At 59.1% G+C, this 17089-nt stretch carries 15 protein-coding genes; 4 read left to right on the top strand and 11 right to left on the bottom strand.

The genetic code is table 11. The features are described from left to right. The 7 genes from VD811_12055 to VD811_12025 all read right to left on the bottom strand — a co-directional run. Positions 1-1169, bottom strand: a 1169-nt coding sequence (locus VD811_12055; GenBank protein HXV21709.1) for a GAF domain-containing protein, incomplete at its 3' end; no start/stop codon positions are given. Between the two features lie 181 nt (positions 1170-1350). Next, a complete protein-coding gene (locus VD811_12050; protein HXV21708.1) occupies positions 1351-2439 on the bottom strand; it encodes a 6-phosphofructokinase in 1089 nt (362 codons plus the stop codon). 43 nt (positions 2440-2482) lie between these two features. Next, positions 2483-2893 (bottom strand): biopolymer transporter ExbD, encoded by a 411-nt coding sequence (locus VD811_12045; GenBank protein HXV21707.1) that lies wholly within the window; start codon positions 2891-2893, stop codon positions 2483-2485. A 3-nt stretch (positions 2894-2896) separates the two neighbouring features. Continuing rightward, on the bottom strand, positions 2897-3496 hold the full coding sequence (locus tag VD811_12040; GenBank protein ID HXV21706.1) for a MotA/TolQ/ExbB proton channel family protein: 600 nt from the start codon (positions 3494-3496) through the stop codon (positions 2897-2899). Between the two features lie 91 nt (positions 3497-3587). Next, a complete protein-coding gene (locus tag VD811_12035) occupies positions 3588-3872 on the bottom strand; it encodes a LapA family protein (protein HXV21705.1) in 285 nt (94 codons plus the stop codon). Next, entirely contained in the window at positions 3869-4366 is a 498-nt protein-coding gene (locus VD811_12030) for an HIT domain-containing protein (GenBank protein ID HXV21704.1), read from the bottom strand. Before VD811_12030 ends, VD811_12035 begins: the two co-directional genes overlap by 4 nt. Before the next feature lie 23 nt (positions 4367-4389). Beyond that, a complete protein-coding gene (locus VD811_12025; protein HXV21703.1) occupies positions 4390-4869 on the bottom strand; it encodes a metallophosphoesterase family protein in 480 nt (159 codons plus the stop codon). Positions 4870-5467: 598 nt separating this feature from the next. Here VD811_12025 and VD811_12020 point away from each other — a divergent pair. Both VD811_12020 and VD811_12015 read left to right on the top strand, forming a co-directional pair. Next, positions 5468-7726 carry an NADP-dependent malic enzyme gene (locus tag VD811_12020; protein HXV21702.1) on the top strand — a complete coding sequence of 753 codons (2259 nt, stop codon included), beginning with the start codon at positions 5468-5470 and terminating at the stop codon, positions 7724-7726. A 333-nt stretch (positions 7727-8059) separates the two neighbouring features. Further along, a complete protein-coding gene (locus tag VD811_12015) occupies positions 8060-10222 on the top strand; it encodes a cytochrome c peroxidase (protein ID HXV21701.1) in 2163 nt (720 codons plus the stop codon). Between the two features lie 93 nt (positions 10223-10315). Here VD811_12015 and VD811_12010 read toward each other — a convergent pair whose 3' ends face one another. Together VD811_12010 and VD811_12005 are read right to left on the bottom strand one after the other, a co-directional pair. Next, positions 10316-10963, bottom strand: coding sequence for a response regulator transcription factor (locus tag VD811_12010; GenBank protein ID HXV21700.1), 648 nt, complete (start codon positions 10961-10963; stop codon positions 10316-10318). Positions 10964-10967: 4 nt separating this feature from the next. After that, positions 10968-12008 (bottom strand): sensor histidine kinase, encoded by a 1041-nt coding sequence (locus VD811_12005; protein HXV21699.1) that lies wholly within the window; start codon positions 12006-12008, stop codon positions 10968-10970. Positions 12009-12231: 223 nt separating this feature from the next. On the opposite strand from VD811_12005, the gene thrC reads away from it, so the two are divergent. Continuing rightward, on the top strand, positions 12232-13620 hold the full coding sequence (gene thrC, locus VD811_12000; GenBank protein ID HXV21698.1) for a threonine synthase: 1389 nt from the start codon (positions 12232-12234) through the stop codon (positions 13618-13620). Positions 13621-13741: 121 nt separating this feature from the next. Here thrC and glnA read toward each other — a convergent pair whose 3' ends face one another. Together glnA and VD811_11990 are read right to left on the bottom strand one after the other, a co-directional pair. Beyond that, positions 13742-15151 (bottom strand): type I glutamate--ammonia ligase, encoded by a 1410-nt coding sequence (gene glnA, locus VD811_11995; GenBank protein HXV21697.1) that lies wholly within the window; start codon positions 15149-15151, stop codon positions 13742-13744. An 83-nt stretch (positions 15152-15234) separates the two neighbouring features. Further along, a complete protein-coding gene (locus VD811_11990) occupies positions 15235-15573 on the bottom strand; it encodes a P-II family nitrogen regulator (protein ID HXV21696.1) in 339 nt (112 codons plus the stop codon). Between the two features lie 470 nt (positions 15574-16043). On the opposite strand from VD811_11990, the gene VD811_11985 reads away from it, so the two are divergent. Further along, positions 16044-17089, top strand: a 1046-nt coding sequence (locus tag VD811_11985) for a response regulator (protein HXV21695.1), incomplete at its 3' end; no start/stop codon positions are given.

Here is a 17089-nt window from a genome sequence, read left to right as displayed (position 1 = left end):
TTCTCGTCGACCGATTTGATCGTGGCGGCAATTTCCGTCATGGCGGCAATCGATTTTTCCATGAAATCGGCCAATTGTCCGAGGTTCCGGGAGACCTGATCAATGGAGACAGAAATCTCGCCGACGGAGGAATGAGTTGATTCCACCGCTTCCCGCACGACCTCCGCCGCGCCGGCAATTTCCCGAATTGTTTCGCCGGTGGAGGCGGTCGCCTGCTTCAGGGAGAGATCGAGGCGCGAGTGTTCCTTGCGGTATCTGAGAAGTTCCTCGAAGGTGCGTTCGAGTTGTCGGGTGAGAGTCTCCATCGCCTGCAGCAGCCTGATCCTGGTCAGCGCCGAGGAGACCTGATCGGCAAAGAGCTTGACCGTATCGACGTCGGTATCGTCGAGCTCTTTGCGTTTGACCTTGTTGTCGACGCCGAAGAGGCCGACGACCTCATCCCTGACCACGATCGGACAGATGATGAAGCTGCGCGAGCGCAACTGCACCACCGCGTCACAGGGAGGCTTGAGGTGAAACTCTTCGGGCATGAGGGTAATGTCGTCAATCAGGAACAGACGTTTTTCGCTAACTGTCTTGTACAGTGCACCGGCCCGCTCATCGAGCGGAATGACGATTCCCGATACATTATCCTGCCCGGCGCCTCGACTGGCGACGAATTCCAGCCTGTCGCGGGTCGGGTTCACCATGAGAATGTTGACCCGGTCATAGCCGAGGATTTCATGCAACCCATCGGCAGCCAGTCGCAGGACTTCGCGAAAATCAACCGATTTCTGGATGCTGTTGTTGATGGCATGAAAGTTCTTGATGCAGTTATTGAGGTCCTTGAACCGGCGTTCAAAACCCTCTTTCTGCAGGGCGATGGCCCGATTGAGTTCATCCAGAGAACAGGCCCGGTCATGGATCTGCTCGGACGCCTTGCCGATCAGGTAGCCGAATACTCCCAGAGCCAGGGCCGTCCCGCCGGCCATGTAGAGATACAGAGCGAGACTCTCTCCCGACTGCAGGATATCAGCCGCAATCTGCTCCCAGACCGACTCCCCCTGCTGGCGAAAGAACAGCAGGCGGACCAACACCCATCCCAGAGGGGCACCAGTGCCCAGACATACGCCACAGAAGGCATAGAGTCGACCGCGATCCACGCCCTGCAACGATTTCAATTTTCCCATGCCGGTGATCTCCTGCAGCGATCTCTATAAGGGAAAAAGTACAAGGCGCTTCGCCCGCTGGTGCCGCCCGTCTGTCATGCGAAACGCTCGAGACACTTCCATACGGTCTCCGGAATACCGGAATGCCTCTTTTTAATTCAAACAAACTAGCGACCAGAACAGCGTTTGGTCAAGAAAATAATCAGCGTCCCACCATGACACCGAGTTCCTCGGCCATGCGGACGAGATCACACTCGGGATCGATTCGATTCAGGGACCCGACTGCCGCCTCGATCTCTACAGAAACGACCGTTCGGCCGTCAAGGGCAACCATTCGGCCGAAAAATCCCCCCTCGATCAGTTGCACGGCCTTCACCCCGAAACGGGAACCAAGGTTCCTGTCGAAGGGCGAGGGAGACCCCCCGCGCTGGACATGACCCAGAACCACGGCCCGGGTCTCCATGTCGAAACATTTTTCGATCTCGGCGGCAACATAACGGGCGACACCGCCCAGACGCTCCACACCCAGGTTCTGCTCCGCCGACAACTGCACCACCTTGGCGCCGCCGGCGGGGTATGCCCCCTCGGCCACCACGACGATGGAGAACCGGCTGCCCCGTTCCCGGCGTTGGGCAATGGCCCGGCACACGCCAGCCATATCAAAGGGGATCTCCGGTATCAGAACGACATCGGCGCCGCCGGCGAGGCCCGATTCGAGTGCGATCCAGCCAGCGTCCCGCCCCATCACTTCGACAACCATGGCCCGATGGTGGCTTTCGGCCGTGGTATGCAGCTTATCCAGGGCCTCGGTCACCGTCTCCACGGCGGTGCTGTAACCGAAGGTAACGTCGGTCCCCCTGAGATCGTTGTCGATCGTCTTGGGCACACCGACCACGGGGAGTCCGAGTTCGTTCAGCTGCCGTGCAATCTTGAGCGTCCCGTCCCCACCGACGGCGATCAGGGCCTCCGCACCGCTCCTGCGAAAGTTCTCCAGAACCTGCCCGGAGACATCGGCCAGTCTGATCTGCCCCCCCTCCCGAACCGGAAAGGCAAAGGGGTTGCCGCGGTTGCTGGTGCCGAGAATCGTTCCGCCCCGCGGCAGGATGCCACGCACGGCTTGAAGGTCGAGTTCGCGCACCCGCGGACCGTCGACCAGCCCGTCGAAGCCGTCCTCTACCCCCAGCACCCGCCACCCCCGCTGCAGAACGGCTGCCCGCACGACTCCACGAATCACGGCGTTGAGCCCAGGGCAGTCGCCGCCGCCGGTGAGAATGGCAATGGTTTTTGTCATGCAAGCCCCTTTCCCTTCAATTTTGGCAATTTAAAAAAGTCACTCACTGCGGCGGCCGCTGTTCGGTGGCGATGGCCAACTTGCCGAAACCGGCCTCCTTGGCCATGTCCATAACCTGGACCACCCGCCCGTGACGGGCCTCACGGTCGGCGTAAAGAGCAAAGTTCATCCCCCTCGCCTTCGCCCCGAAGCCGACGAGCCGCTCACGCAGTTCTTCGAGAGAAAGTCGCTCCTCTCCAATGTAAACTTCCCCCTCCCGGGAGAGATAAACCTTGATCTCCTCCGGCGCCTTCTCGACGACCTTGGAAGAAGATTCCGGCAATTTGACAGCGATGCCGGGGGTCTCGACAAAAGTCGTTGAGATCATGAAAAAGATCAGCAGCAAAAAAACGCAGTCGACCATCGGCGTAAGGTCGACTCTCGGTTCCTCACGTTTGCGCCGCGCAAATGCCATTTTCTAGCGCTCCAGCAGATCGACGATATGCAGAGAATACTCTTCCATCTCGAGGATCAGGCGATCCGCCCGGCTTGAGAGGTATTTATGCAGAAGGATGGTGGGGATTGCTACCGTGAGACCGGCAGCCGTCGTAATCAACGCTTCGGAGATCCCGCCACCGAGCGTAGCGGGAGTGCCGACACCCTGGGCAGCAATGACGTTGAAAGCCTGGATCATGCCGAAAACGGTACCGAGCAGACCGAGGAGCGGGGAGAGGGTGGCGATGGTTCCGAGCAGCCCCAGGTAACGCTCCAGCGGGGCCGCCTCTCGGCCGCCAACTTCCTCGACAACCGTCTTGATCTGCTCCCGCGGGCGCCCGGATGAGCGCAGGGCGGCAATGAAAATGCGCGCCAGCGGAGTACCGGAACGCTGACAGATGATGATCGCCTCATCTATGCGGTTCTTATGCACCAGGCTTTCGACTTCCCTCAGCAAGACCATGGTCCCGCGGCTTACTTTGAAATACATCCATAAACGCTCGAAAAAAATGCCCAGGGCCAGTACCGAACAGAAAAGGATCGGGTACATGACCGGGCCGCCCTTGTGGAAAATTTCCAGCATAAGCTTTTAAATCCTTTGCTGCGGCAACTTCCGCTGCCGGAGAGAGCAGTTCAAGACAGCCAGTTGGCGAAAGTGGCGAGTGATTCAAATCTCACGGAGTGGTCGAACTGCGCTTGCTTGCCAGATCCTTTTGCAGAGCCTCCTTTTCCCGCTGCGAGAGGTGGAGTTGGCGACGCAGGAGGGAAATTTTGACGCTGAAATAGAGCGCTGCCAGGAAAAACCCGAGAAAGAACACAAAAATCAGGACCAGAGCCAAGGGGAGATGCCATGTCTGATATTTAAACAGGGTCAACTGCACCGGCTCGGGATTGTAGATACTGAAGATGAAAAGAACCACCAGGATGATCAAGGCCAGAACGATCCGCAGCGTTTTCATAAGACCCTCCTTGGAAAAGCCGGAGCCAGATGCTCAAATGTAGCTTCCAGGTGCTGAGGTATGACGCGCACATCCGCAAAAACCGGCATGAAGTTGGTATCGCCGCTCCAGCGGGGGACAACGTGCAGATGCAGGTGGTCGGCGATGCCGGCGCCGGCGATCTGGCCCAGATTCATGCCGATATTGAAACCTTGCGGGGCAATACGGCTTTTCAGCACGTCACGGTAAACAATCATCAGGCGATGCATCTCCAGCGCCTCGACATCCGTCAACTCTGCCGGATCGGCCGTGTGCCGATAGGGCGCAATCATGAGATGCCCGTTGGTATAAGGATATTTATTCATGACCACGAAAACATGTTCGCCGCGATAAAGGATCAACCTCTCGCGATCTTCGCCGCTGATGTCGCGGATACAGAAAATGCAGCCGTTTTCGGGTTTTTCCGACTCCCCCCGAATGTAGGCCATGCGCCACGGTGCCCAAAGCTGCTTCATGTCGACAATTCTCCCTTCGGGAATTAGTCATCCAGACGGATGATCCGTCCTTCGATGCCTTCAGCCACTTCCAGCATGCCAATCGAATGAAACGGCGCCCAACGACGGTCCGTGGGACTTCCGGGGTTGAACAGCAACACCCCGCCACGACGGCGACAGAGCGGATGATGGCTGTGGCCGAAAACCAGGCAATCGAGTCGATCGCCCCTGAATTCGTGCAGTACTCTCTCCTCCAGGGTATCCGGTGCGCCCCAACCGTGTATCAGGCCGATCCGGACCCCCCCGACCTCGATGATCTTCCGGTTGGGGATGCCCTTGACGAACGGGTCCATATTGCCGCGTACCACATGGACAGTTCGATCGGCAAACGCCATCAGGATATCTGGATTGATCACGTCGCCGGCGTGCAGGATGATTTCGGCATCGGCGAAGTACCGCTCCGCCAGCGCGTGCAGAAACACATTCCCCTGTCTGATCTCCTGGATATGCGTATCGGAAAGCACCCCTATTTTCAATATGCCATTCCCGTTCAACAAGACCCTGGCTGAAGTCGTGCTTGAGCCTTCGAGGGCTAAGTATAGCAGAACGCCTGTGCAGGTTTCTTTTTACCTCCCGGCAATAAAAAGTGTCAATCGATTATCCAAAATCCTGAAAATATTCATGGCCGTGATAAAATCCACCCCGAGCGGCAATTTCTGGAGCAGAGTGGCCAAAAACAGCCGATAAGACGACCAACTGCCATTTCTGACTGTCGATATCAGCCGCAGACAAACGGCCATTGACTCCTTGACCCCGCAGAAGTCCCTGGCATTTAAAGAAAAAGATAATCTTCTGGACGCTTGGCACCGACGTTGCTGTCCCCTACGGAGATGATAATTAAACAAGGTTTCCATTGCACCAGCCGCATCGATATTCCGCTTGACAAGGCAAGCGAAAGGCGGCTATTTTAAAGTTTAATTTGACTAAAAAAATGACCCGAGTTTTAGCGATCCGGGGTCGCACTTTTACAATAATTATAATATTGTCTCAAGAAAGAGACGAATTACCAGGAAGCGAATACTTTAAGGAAAGTAAAAATCAACACAGGGAGGCTATGGAACCATGTCCAAGCGTCAGGACGCCCTCGACTACCACAGTATGGGCCGCAAAGGCAAAATCGAAGTCATCACCACCAAGCCCTGCGCCACCAGCCGGGATCTTTCCCTCGCCTACAGCCCGGGGGTAGCCGAACCCTGCCTGGAAATCGAGAAGAACCCCAACCTGGCCTATGAGTACACGGCCAAGGGAAACCTGGTAGCGGTCGTCTCCAACGGCACCGCGGTGCTCGGCCTCGGAGATATCGGCGCCATGGCCGGCAAGCCGGTCATGGAGGGCAAGGGGGTTCTCTTCAAGCGTTTCGCCGACGTCGACGTGTTCGATATCGAACTCAACACCAAGGACTCCGACGAGATCATCCGCACGGTCAAAATTCTGGAGCCGACCTTCGGCGGCATCAACCTGGAGGACATTAAGGGCCCCGAGTGTTTCTACATCGAGGAAGAGCTCAAGAAGATCATGAATATCCCGGTCTTCCACGATGACCAGCACGGCACCGCGATCATCGCCAACGCCGGTCTTCTGAACGCACTGGAGATTGTCGGCAAGAAGATCGAGGAGGTCAAGATCGTCGTCAACGGCGCCGGCGCCGCCGGCGTCGCCTGCGCCAACATGGCCCTGGTGCTGGGCGCCCGCCCGGAGAACCTGTACGCCTGCGATACCAAGGGGGTCATCTACAAGGGTCGCACCGAGGGGATGAACCTGTACAAGGAACGCCTGGCCAACGACACCGCCGCCCGCACCCTCGAAGATGCGATGGTCGGCGCCGACGTCTTCTTCGGCGTCTCGGCCAAGGGCGCGGTTACCCCCGAGATGGTGCGCTCAATGGCCAAGGACCCGGTCATCTTCGCCATGGCCAACCCCGACCCGGAGATCACTCCCGCCGAGGCCAAGGCGGTGCGCGACGACGTCATCGTCGGCACCGGCCGCTCGGACTACAACAACCAGGTCAACAACGTGCTCTGCTTCCCCTTTCTCTTCCGCGGGGCGCTGGACACCCACGCCAGCGCCATCAACGATGAGATGAAGATGGCGGCCTGCCTGGCGCTGGCGAACCTGGCCAAGCAGGACGTGCCCGACTCGGTGCGCAAGGCCTACGGCAACGTCGAGATCAGCTTCGGCCGGGAGTACCTGATTCCCAAGCCCTTCGACCCGAGGGTGCTGCTGCACGTCGCCCCGGCGGTTGCCCAGGCGGCCATGGACAGCGGCGTCGCCCGTCGTCCCATCGCCGACATGGAAAAATACAAGGAGCAGCTGGAGGCGCTGCAGGGCCGCTCCAAGGAGATCATGCGGACCCTGATCAACAAAGCCAAGGCGAACCCGAAACGGATCGTCTTCCCCGAGGGGGAGGAGGAGAAAATCCTGCGCGCCGCTCAGGTCCTGGTCGACGAAGGGATCGCCATCCCTATCCTGCTCGGCGACGAACTGGAGATCTATAACAAGATCGAAGAACTCGGCCTCGACCTCAAAGGTGTGCAGATCATCGATCCCACCAAGGCCGACGCCCGCGGGGAGTACATCGACGCCTTTTTCGAGATGCGGCAGCGCAAGGGGGTGACCCGGGCCGAAGCCAAGCGCCTGATCAAGAAGAACCGCAACTACTTCGGGGCGATGATGGTGGAAAAAGGCGATGCCGATGCCCTGGTCTCGGGCATCAGCCACCACTACCCCGACACCATCCGCCCGGCCCTGGAAATCATCGGCAAGCAGGACGGCCTCTCCAAGGTGCACGGCGTCTATATGCTGGTCTTCAAGAAGGACGTCGTCTTCTGCGCCGACGCCACGGTGACCATCGAGCCGACCGCCGAGGAGTTGGCCGAGACCGCCATTCTCACCGCCCAGAAGGCAAAGCACTTCGACGTCGAGCCGCGTGTCGCCATGCTCTCCTTCTCCAACTTCGGCAGCACCGAGCATCCCCTCTCCCTGAAAGTGAAGCGGGCGACCTCACTGGTCAAGGAGTGGGCGCCCGAACTGGTGGTGGACGGCGAGATGCAGGCCAACGTCGCTCTGGATCCTGAGCTGATGGCCAACCAGTTCCCCTTCTCCAAGCTCAAGGGGGACGCCAACGTGCTGATCTTCCCCGATCTGCAATCGGGCAACATCTGCTACAAACTGCTCAACAAGCTCGGCGGCGCCGAGACCGTCGGGCCGATTCTGATGGGGATGAAGAAGCCGGTGCATGTGCTGCAGCGCGGCGACGACATCGCCGACATCATCAACATGGCCGCGGTTGCCGTGGTCGACGCCCAGGAAGCCATGAATTAAATTTTCGAAAGTCTGCAGACTCAAAGGGGGAGCGGCGTGCCGCTCCCCCTTTGGCTTCTCCTCTTGCCCCCTCTGCCCGCTCCCCCACAGCCACTGGTTTGCACGACTCCTCCTGCCGCGCTGAATACACAGCCCGTCGCTGTTGTCCCTGTATTTCCAAGTCAAGTGGCGACAGGGATACCCTACCGCCTCCCGCTCCATTCCCCCAGAGAAGTTGCGCAATTCCCCCCTGCGAATAGCGTATTTCTACGCATGGACAGATGCCGGCTCTCGCATAACCTTGGAAGACTTGGTGCAAAACGTCAACCTATGGAGAAGAAGGGAGAAAACGTGATGAAGAGACATGCTTTACCAAGCTGGATGCCGGTGACTTTCCTCGTTTCAGCGACTTTCAGCCTGGCGCTGTACGGCTGCGGCGACGGGGGAGGGGGTGGTTCAAGCGCGCTGCCAAGAACCCTCGGAGACGGTATCGAGGTGGGCTCCCAGGCGCAGGCTGCCGCCGAAGAGCCTGCCCTGAACCCGGCCCTGGTGCGGGCGGCGGCCCAGGCGGCAGGGCTCGACTCTCTGACTACCGTCCCGATTCCCGAGGTGGAGAACCTGACCGAGTTTCTCAAACCCGGCAACGGCGCGAGAATGGCAGCCATCCGCCTCGGCAAGGCGCTGTTCTGGGACATGCAGGTAGGCAGCGACGGCCAGGCCTGCGCTTCCTGCCACTTTCATGCGGGAGCCGACAGCCGCGCCCGCAACCAGCTGAGCCCCGGGCTGAAGGCCGGGGATGCCGTCTTCGGCAACACCACCCTCGGGGTGCCCGGATTTCCGCAGTTTAAACCCGACTATACCCTGCTGGAAGCGGACTTCCCGTTCTTTGTCCTGGCGGACCCCGAGGAGAACAACTTCAACAACAGGGTGATCCTTGCCGACACGAACGACGTGGCCTCCTCCATGGGGGTCTTTAGGGCGGATTTTGTCACTGTGACCCCCGGAGACCCCAACGACGTGGGAACCCCCATCCTCGACCTGATCTTCAACCTGGACAACCCGAATGCCGCCTTGATCGATAATAACGTGCGGCGGGTGGAGCCGCGCAACACCCCCACCACGATCAACGCGGTGTTCAACTTCGCCAACTTCTTTGACGGCCGCGCCCACAACCAGTTCAACGGGGTGAGCGTAATCGGACCCCTGGACGAGAACGCCAAGATCTGGGTGGCGGACGCTTTCGGCAACCTGAGCCAGGTGTCGGTGCTCATCCCCAACTCGAGCCTGGCCTCTCAGGCCGTGGGTCCGCCCCAAAGCGACCTGGAGATGTCGTTCTTCAACCCCACTCGCCCCTTCCCGCTCATCGGCCGCAAGCTCCTGAGCCTCACCCCCCTGGGCCTGCAGATGGTCGACCCGAGGGACAGCGTGCTCGGCAGCTTCTCCCGGGCCCGGCAGGGCCAGACCGGGATCAACCTTTCCTACGCCGCCCTGATCCAGCAGGCTTTCCGGCCCCAATACTGGGACTCGGACCAGCTCACTCCTGAAGACTACACCCTGATGGAAGCCAACTTCAGCCTCTTCTTCGGCCTGGCGGTGCAGATGTACGAGTCGACGCTGGTCTCGGACCAGACCCCCTTCGACCGGTTTATGGCCGGGGACGACGACGCCCTGGATCAAGAGCAGCTCCAGGGGCTGGTGGTCTTCATCAACCGGGGTGCGCGTGGCAACCCCCTCGAGGTCGACGCGGCCATCGAGGCGGCAGAGGCCGTCTTCGGCGTCGAGATCGGTGCCGGCAACTGCGTAAGCTGCCACGGCGGCCCGGAGCTCACCGATGCTTCCGTTGCCAGCGTGGAGGAGGAGCCGATCGAGGTGGAGGAAACGACCGAACTTGTCGGCGGCTTTCTCCAGATCGCCGATGCGACGGCCTTCATCGACAACGGCTTCGCCAACATCGGTGTCCGGCCGATCGCAGAAGACCTGGGCCGCGGCGGCGTGGAAGGCGGCTTCCCCCTCTCCTTCGCACGGCAGGCGCTCCAGGAACTCGGTTTCGCCCCTGAGCTGCCGGACGACGAGTGCGGGGAGCCGCCTCTTGCCCCGTGTCCCGCAGACGACCGGGTCGGCGTGGACGGCGCCTTCAAGATTCCGGGTCTGCGCAATGTCGAGCTGACCGGGCCCTACTTCCACAACGGCGGCCAGGCCACCCTCGATCAAGTGGTCGAGTTCTACGACCGCCAGGGAGACTTCAGCGACGTCAACGTCGCCAACCTCGAACGCAACATGGCCTTCATCAACCTGGACGAAGAGGATGAGGAACCCCTTATCGAATTCCTGCTCGCCCTCACCGACGAACGGGTGCGCCAGGATATGGCTCCTTTCGATCATCCGCAGCTCCTGATCCCCAACGGAGGAACGTTCGCCACGCCGGTGACGATTAACTTGCCCGCAGTGGGCGCCGGCGGGCGCCCCGCGGCCGGGCTGCCGCCTCTGGGGACCTTCCTCGGGCTGGATCCCGACTGAAACTGTACTGATCAGCTGAAATGAAATGTGCCCGCGCTCCGAAGAACGCGGGCACATTTTGTTTCTTCCCGGGTTCCGGTGACCCGCAGTTGCTCAGGGTTTGGTCAGCCCTTCGCGGATGGCAAATTTGGTGAGGCCGGCCAGGTTATGAATGTTCAGCTTTTTCATGATCTGGGAACGGTACTTTTCCACTGTCCGGCCGCTCATGTGCAGGAGTTGGGCGATTTCCCCCGTCGTTTTCCCTTCGGCAAGCAGTTGCAGGACCTCTCTTTCTTTCGGTGCCAACGAGGAAGCATCCGGTCTTTCCCTCTTGCGGGAGGTCTGCAGATACCCTCCCAGCACCATCCGGGTTATTTCCGAGCTCAGATAAATCTTCCCTCCGAGTACCGAATGGATGGCTTGCACCAGCTCTTCAAAGGCGCACTCCTTCAGGAGGTAGCCTGAGGCTCCGGCTCTGAGCATCTCCTGCACCAGACTCTGGTGCGAATGCATGGACAAGGCGATCACCTTGACGTCCGGACTCGCGGCCAGGATTCGGCGGGCGGCATCGATTCCGTTCAAGATCGGCATGGTCACATCGAGAATCACCACCTGCGGCGAAAGTTGCCGGACGAGATCGACCGCATTTCGCCCGTCGTCCGCCTCTCCCAGCACTTTCAGGTCGAGATGCTGGTCAAGAAGGCTGCGGACGCCTTCGCGGAAGATCTTATGGTCGTCAGCCAGAACGATTCCTGTCGCCATTGCCCTACCCCGTTTCTTCTTTCGCCAGCGGCACCGTCAAGCCTATGCAGGTCCCCCGGTTGGGTGCCGACAGGATCGAAAATCGGCCATTCAGGTAAGTCAACCGTTCCCGGACGCTGAAAAGTCCAAAGCCACTGCCGCCGTGGGCCGGTGCGTGATCTTCGGGCAGATCGAAGCCGATTCCATCATCCTCGATGCCAACGACCAGGCTATCGGCTTCTCTCCGGATGGAAATCTCCACATGGTGAGCCCGGGAGTGCTTGATGACATTGACCAGCAGCTCCCGTATCGCCTTGAACAGGAGCAGGCGGGTGTCATCGGCCAGCGGCCAGGGGCCCGCATCGACCGTCAGATGGAAGGATATGCCATTTTTTTCAAGGATGTTTCCTGCCAGCCACTCCACAGCGGCCGCGAAGGGAAAATGGTCGAGGATCGGCGGGCTCACCTCGAAAATGAGGGAGCGGGTAGACCTGATCGCCCGTTCGATGAGCATCTTTATCTCTTCAATGCTTCCCGCCTGGTCCGGCGAAAGGGAACCCGCGATGACCGCCAGCCTGTTATTGGCCAAGGCCAGGGTGTGCCCGAGATGGTCGTGCAGGTCGGCGGCGATGCGCTGTCTTTCCCGCTCCTCGGCGAGAGACAACTCCGAGGTGAGGGACCGAAGCCGGTTTTGATACCGGATGAGTTTTTCCTCCGCCCGCTTCCGTTCGCCGAGTTCTGTCTCGCATCGGGCCGTGCGCAGTTCCACCCGCTGCTCCAGCTCCGCGTTGAGCTGGTTCAGATCTGCTTCCATCCGCCTGCGCTCGACAATCTCCCGATTGGCTTCCCGGGTCCGGCGAGCCGAAAACCACAACAGCCCGGTGGCCAGGAAGAGCGACATGAACACGACAATTTCATCCAGGTCATAATGATCGAAGGGGCGGCTGTGCCGGTAAAGCCATTCGAAGGCATCCAGACCGGCCAGGACCAGAGTGCCGCCGACAGCCATGAAGAGAACCAGCGACAGGTCTTTCAACTGGCGAGTGGGACTCCTGAAGCCTCTCATTCCACCCCCTTCGGCCAGTTCCCTAGCGGTCCTGACCGGCCATGGAAAGTGCTCGCCCCGATGCTAAACGGATGATTGCCGGCGGCAGGCGTTCATCGCTGAAACAGCGTACCATACCTGAACCATGTTGCCACCGCCGCGATCCACAGCCTCTGCTTCTCCCCTTCCCTCGCCCACCCTTTCCTGTTAAGATGTGCACCATTATTAATCAAAGGAGCAAGTCATGCGATATCAGAGTACCCGCGGCCAGGTTCGTAATCTTTCCTTCAAGGAAGCGGTGATGATGGGGCTGGCCGATGACGGCGGCCTGTTGCTGCCCGAATCGATTCCTGCCCTGACCCCTGGCGATATCGAAATGCTGGCCAGTATGGCTTACCCCGAACTGGCTTTCCAGATCATCAACCGTTTCACCGGCGACCTGCCTTCCGCGGACCTCAAGGATCTCGTCGACCGCTCCTATCAAAGCTTTACCCACCCGGAAATCACGCCGGTGCTCCACAAGGACGGAATCTACGTCCTGGAGCTTTTCCACGGGCCGACCCTGGCGTTCAAGGACGTCGCCCTCCAGTTTCTCGGCAACCTTTTCGAGTACCTGCTGAAGGAACGGGGCGAGAAGATGAACATCCTCGGCGCCACCTCCGGGGATACCGGGAGCGCCGCCATCTACGGCGTGCGCGGCAAAAAGAACATCAACATTTTCATCCTCCACCCGCACCGTCGCGTCTCCCCCATCCAGGAACTGCAGATGACCACGGTCACCGACGCCAATGTCTTCAATCTCGCCATCCGAGGGACTTTCGACGACGGCCAGCGGATCGTCAAGGAGATCTTCGGCGACCTGGAATTCAAGACCCGGTATTCCCTCGGAGCCGTGAATTCCATCAACTGGGCACGTGTTCTGGCTCAGATCGTCTATTATTTCTACGCCTGGGGCCGGGTACGCCGTGAAACCGGCTGCCAGGCTCCCTATTTTTCCGTCCCGACCGGCAATTTCGGTGACATTTTCGCCGGCTACATCGCCAGGAAGATGGGGCTGCCGATCCGCCGACTGATCCTCGCCACCAACGAGAACAACATTCTGACCCGCTTCGTCCGGGACGGTGATTATTCGATCGGCGAGGTCGTCGAGACTCTCTCTCCGTCCATGGACATCCAGATCGCCAGCAACTTTGAACGCTACTTGTTTTATCTCTTCAGCGGCGATTCCGACAGGGTGCAGGAGGCCATGGCCAGCTTCCAGCGCACCGGCCGGCTGTCGTTCGCGGCCGAAGAAAGAGCACAGATCGCCGAAGACTTTGCGGCCATGACCGTCGATACCGAACAGACCCTCGCCACGATCCGCGAATTCCATGCGGCCACCGGCTATGTGCTCGACCCCCACACCGCCGTCGGCGTTCGCGCCGGCCGCGAGTTGAGCGGCGGTGAAGCGCCCGTCATCTGCTTGGCGACAGCGCATCCGGCGAAATTCGGCGACGCTGTTCGCAGCGCTACCGGGACCGACCCGCAAGCCCCGCTCTCCCTCGCCGGCATCGAATCGAAGGAGCGACGTTGCGAAGTGATCGATGCGGATATCGAGGCGATTAAGGCGTTCGTTGAGAAACACGCCTTGTAGGGGCGGCGCTTGCTCCGCCCCGGGGCGCGGCAAGCAGCGCCCCTACGCAAACCCCGCAGACACAAAAAAGCCCTCGGAAGTTCCGGGGGCTTTTTTGCTGTAACAAAGTCTCTGTTCGAAATCAGCAGTCGTAGTAAAGGGCGAATTCGAGGGGAACCGGGCGCATCCGCACCGGGTTGACCTCGGCTTCCGTCTTGTACTCGATCCACTTCTCGATGACGTCTTCGGTGAAGACATCCCCCTTAAGCAGGAAGGCATGGTCTTCCTTGAGGCACTTGAGGGCCTCCTCGAGGCTGCCGGCGACGTTCGGGATGTCCTTGAGCTCCTCGGGGGAAAGCCCGTAGATGTCCTTGTCCAGAGGCTCACCCGGATCGATTTTGTTCAGGACGCCGTCCAGACCGGCCATCACCATGGCCGAGAAGGCGAGGTAGCCGTTGCAGGAGGGGTCAGGAGTCCGGTACTCGATGCGCTTCGACTTGGGATTGGAAGTCACCGGGATGCGCAGGGAGGCGGAGCGATTGCGGTTGGAGTAGGCCAGGTTGACGGGGGCCTCGAAGCCGGGGACCAGGCGCTTGTAGGAGTTGGTGCCGGGGTTGGTGAAAGCGCACAGGGCCTTGGCGTGCTTCATGATGCCGCCGATGTAGTAGAGGGCCATCTTGGAGAGGCCACCGTAGCCGTCGCCGGCGAAGAGGTTGACGCCGTCTTTCCAGAGGGACTGGTGGCAGTGCATCCCGGAACCATTGTCGCCGTAGAGAGGTTTCGGCATGAAGGTGACGCTTTTGCCGTTGCGGAAAGCGACGTTGCGGATGATGTACTTGAACCACTGCAGGGTGTCGCCCATGTTGAGCAGGGAATCGAAGCGCATGTCGATTTCACACTGCCCGCCGGAGGCCACCTCGTGATGGGAAGCCTCAATGCGCATGCCGACGCTCTGCAGGACCTGCACCATCTCATTACGGAGGTCGATCAGGGAGTCGGTCGGAGCGACGGGGAAATAACCGCCCTTGTGCGCCGGCTTGTAGCCGAGGTTGGGGAACTCTTCGCGGCCCGAGTTCCAGGCCCCCTCGATCGAGTCGACCAGGTAGAAGGACTGGTTGTTGGTGGAAGAGAAGCGGACATCGTCGAAAATGAAGAATTCAGGCTCGGGGCCGAAATAAGCGGTGTCGGCAATGCCGGTCGACTTCAGGTATGCCTCGCACTTGCGGGCGATGAAGCGGGGGTCGCGGGTGTACCCTTCCTTGGTGATCGGATCGAAAATGTTGCAGATAAGGCTGAGGGTCGGAATTTCGGGAAACGGGTCGATTTTGGCGGTGGTCGCATCCGGCACGATGGTCATGTCGCTGTTGTGGATCGGCTGCCAGCCGCGGATCGAAGAGCCGTCGAAACCGAGACCTTCTTCGAAGATGTCTTCGTTGAATTCGCTGATCGGGGTGGTGAAATGCTGCCAGATCCCGACGAAGTCGAGAAATTTATAGTCCACCATCTGGACCTTGTTTTCGGTTGCAAAGGCTACGACTTCACGTGGGGTCATTACGCTATCTCCTTTTGATGGAATTAGGCTCATCCCGTTACGAGGGAAGAGCGGTTTGGATGAAACAGAAACTCCGCCGGAAATTACAACGCGTCGTCGCCGCGCTCACCGGTCCGGATACGCATTACCTCGTCGACAGGGGTAACGAATATTTTCCCGTCGCCGATCCGGCCGGTGCGGGCCGCTTCGGCAATGGTGTCCACCACCTTCGCCACCAGGTCGTCGCGAACGATGATCTCCATCTTGATCTTGGGGATGAAATCAACCACGTATTCCGCGCCGCGATACAATTCCGTATGCCCCTTCTGCCGACCAAACCCTTTCACTTCGCTGACCGTGATCCCCTGAATGCCGATCTCATTCAAGGCCTCTTTGACTTCATCCAGCTTGAAGGGCTTGATAATGGCCTCGACTTTTCTCATGTAAAATACCTCCCTGGAGAAGTTAGGCTGCCGGGAAACGAAAGGCAAAGTATACCTATCAACCCGTTGTCCGGCAAGAAATTTTGCCGGGCACATCGAATTGCTTCACCATCAACCAAAGCAAATAGTTTGCCCAAAAAAAAGGAAATGGCTGTTATCACAAAACCGCTCGTAAAATTGATATTTTATCGTACACACATGCGATTCGCTCGGTCACAACAAGTATATTTGCCTTACAAACAAGCCCAATAAAAGGGCATTTCCGATGGCGGTTGCCTATTTACAGGGCACACCTGACCAATCAAACAGGGAATCGCTTCATGCCTGCGGATGCATTTGAAAGATTGCGGATGGAGTTACACTGAAGGCCTTTTTGAGTAGCATCTGCCCGCGCAATATGGTAGACAATTCGCATTCATTTTCCGATGTTCCATGCACAGGCCAGTTGAACAGGGAGCCATCAGGGAACAATGCAGCCCGGCACTTTCACCATTCTGGTCGTCGACGACAGCCTGACCCAACTTGCCGTTCTGCAGGATGCCCTGGAGGAAATAGGCTATCTGGTTGAAACGGCCCAGAATGGCATGGAGGCTATCGCCAAAGTCTACCACTCGCCGCCCAGCCTGATCCTTTCAGATGTGATGATGCCCGAACTGAACGGGTACCATCTATGCCGCCTGCTGAAAAACGACCCCTGCACGGCTCATATTCCCGTCATTCTTCTCACCAACCTGAAGGAACGTCACGACCGTTTCTGGGGAGAAAAAGCCGGGGCCGACCGCTATATCGAAAAGGCGAGCGACCTGACTCCAATCATCGAGACGGTCGCCTCTCTGCTCGCACAGTCGACCGATCCGAAAAACTGCAACTTTCCTTCTTCGCCGGACCTCAGCAGCGCCGACATCCGTCTGCGCGTCACCGGCATTCTGGACCGGTTGCTCTACGAATCGACCATTTCCAATGAAGTCCTGAAACTCACTGGCCTGGCGCATGACGTCGATCAACTGGCCCGGGAGTTCCTCCGGTTTCTCTCGGTGCTCTGTCGCTACAGCGTCGCCTCCCTCCTTCTTTGTGACGGACGGGACAAGCATGTGCTCTGTATCCAGCCCATCGAACCGGTGAGTGCCGACCTCATCGAAAAAATCAAGCAGCAAACCCTGGCTGCCGCCGGACTCTCCCCGCACCAGCAAGGGTCGGTCCGCATTCTCCGCCTTTCGGAAGGAGCGGAGCAGCCGCCCGCGGCCGGAGAACTCCATCTCCTGCATACCCTGCCGATTCTGGACCAGAACGAGAGGTTTGCAACTCTCGCACTCTTCAGCAGGCAAAAGGAGCGGATAACCGAGGGGACCCGGCACGCCCTGAACGTGGTCGCCGAGCGTTTCCTGATCGTGGCGCGCTATCTCAAGAAATTCAAGGAGATTGAAGAGGTCAAGGGCGATTTCGTCTCCATGCTGGTGCACGACATGCGCTCCCCGCTGACCAGCATCCGGGGATTTACCGACGTGCTGGCCGAAGG

Source organism: Desulfuromonadales bacterium (assembly GCA_035620395.1).
Lineage (GTDB): Bacteria > Desulfobacterota > Desulfuromonadia > Desulfuromonadales > DASPGW01 > DASPGW01.
The sequence above is the reverse complement of the archived record's forward strand: the minus strand, read 5'-3'. Positions and strand labels throughout refer to the sequence as shown.

Coding starts and splice junctions, on each gene's coding strand:
- VD811_12010 (HXV21700.1), bottom strand. CDS start 10,963: ATGGCGACAGGAATCGTTCTGGCTGACGACCATAAGATCTTCCGCGAA.
- VD811_12030 (HXV21704.1), bottom strand. CDS start 4,366: ATGAAGCAGCTTTGGGCACCGTGGCGCATGGCCTACATTCGGGGGGAG.
- VD811_12005 (HXV21699.1), bottom strand. CDS start 12,008: ATGAGAGGCTTCAGGAGTCCCACTCGCCAGTTGAAAGACCTGTCGCTG.
- glnA (HXV21697.1), bottom strand. CDS start 15,151: ATGACCCCACGTGAAGTCGTAGCCTTTGCAACCGAAAACAAGGTCCAG.
- VD811_12045 (HXV21707.1), bottom strand. CDS start 2,893: ATGGCATTTGCGCGGCGCAAACGTGAGGAACCGAGAGTCGACCTTACG.
- VD811_12040 (HXV21706.1), bottom strand. CDS start 3,496: ATGCTGGAAATTTTCCACAAGGGCGGCCCGGTCATGTACCCGATCCTT.
- VD811_12035 (HXV21705.1), bottom strand. CDS start 3,872: ATGAAAACGCTGCGGATCGTTCTGGCCTTGATCATCCTGGTGGTTCTT.
- VD811_12015 (HXV21701.1), top strand. CDS start 8,060: ATGAAGAGACATGCTTTACCAAGCTGGATGCCGGTGACTTTCCTCGTT.
- thrC (HXV21698.1), top strand. CDS start 12,232: ATGCGATATCAGAGTACCCGCGGCCAGGTTCGTAATCTTTCCTTCAAG.
- VD811_11990 (HXV21696.1), bottom strand. CDS start 15,573: ATGAGAAAAGTCGAGGCCATTATCAAGCCCTTCAAGCTGGATGAAGTC.
- VD811_12050 (HXV21708.1), bottom strand. CDS start 2,439: ATGACAAAAACCATTGCCATTCTCACCGGCGGCGGCGACTGCCCTGGG.
- VD811_12020 (HXV21702.1), top strand. CDS start 5,468: ATGTCCAAGCGTCAGGACGCCCTCGACTACCACAGTATGGGCCGCAAA.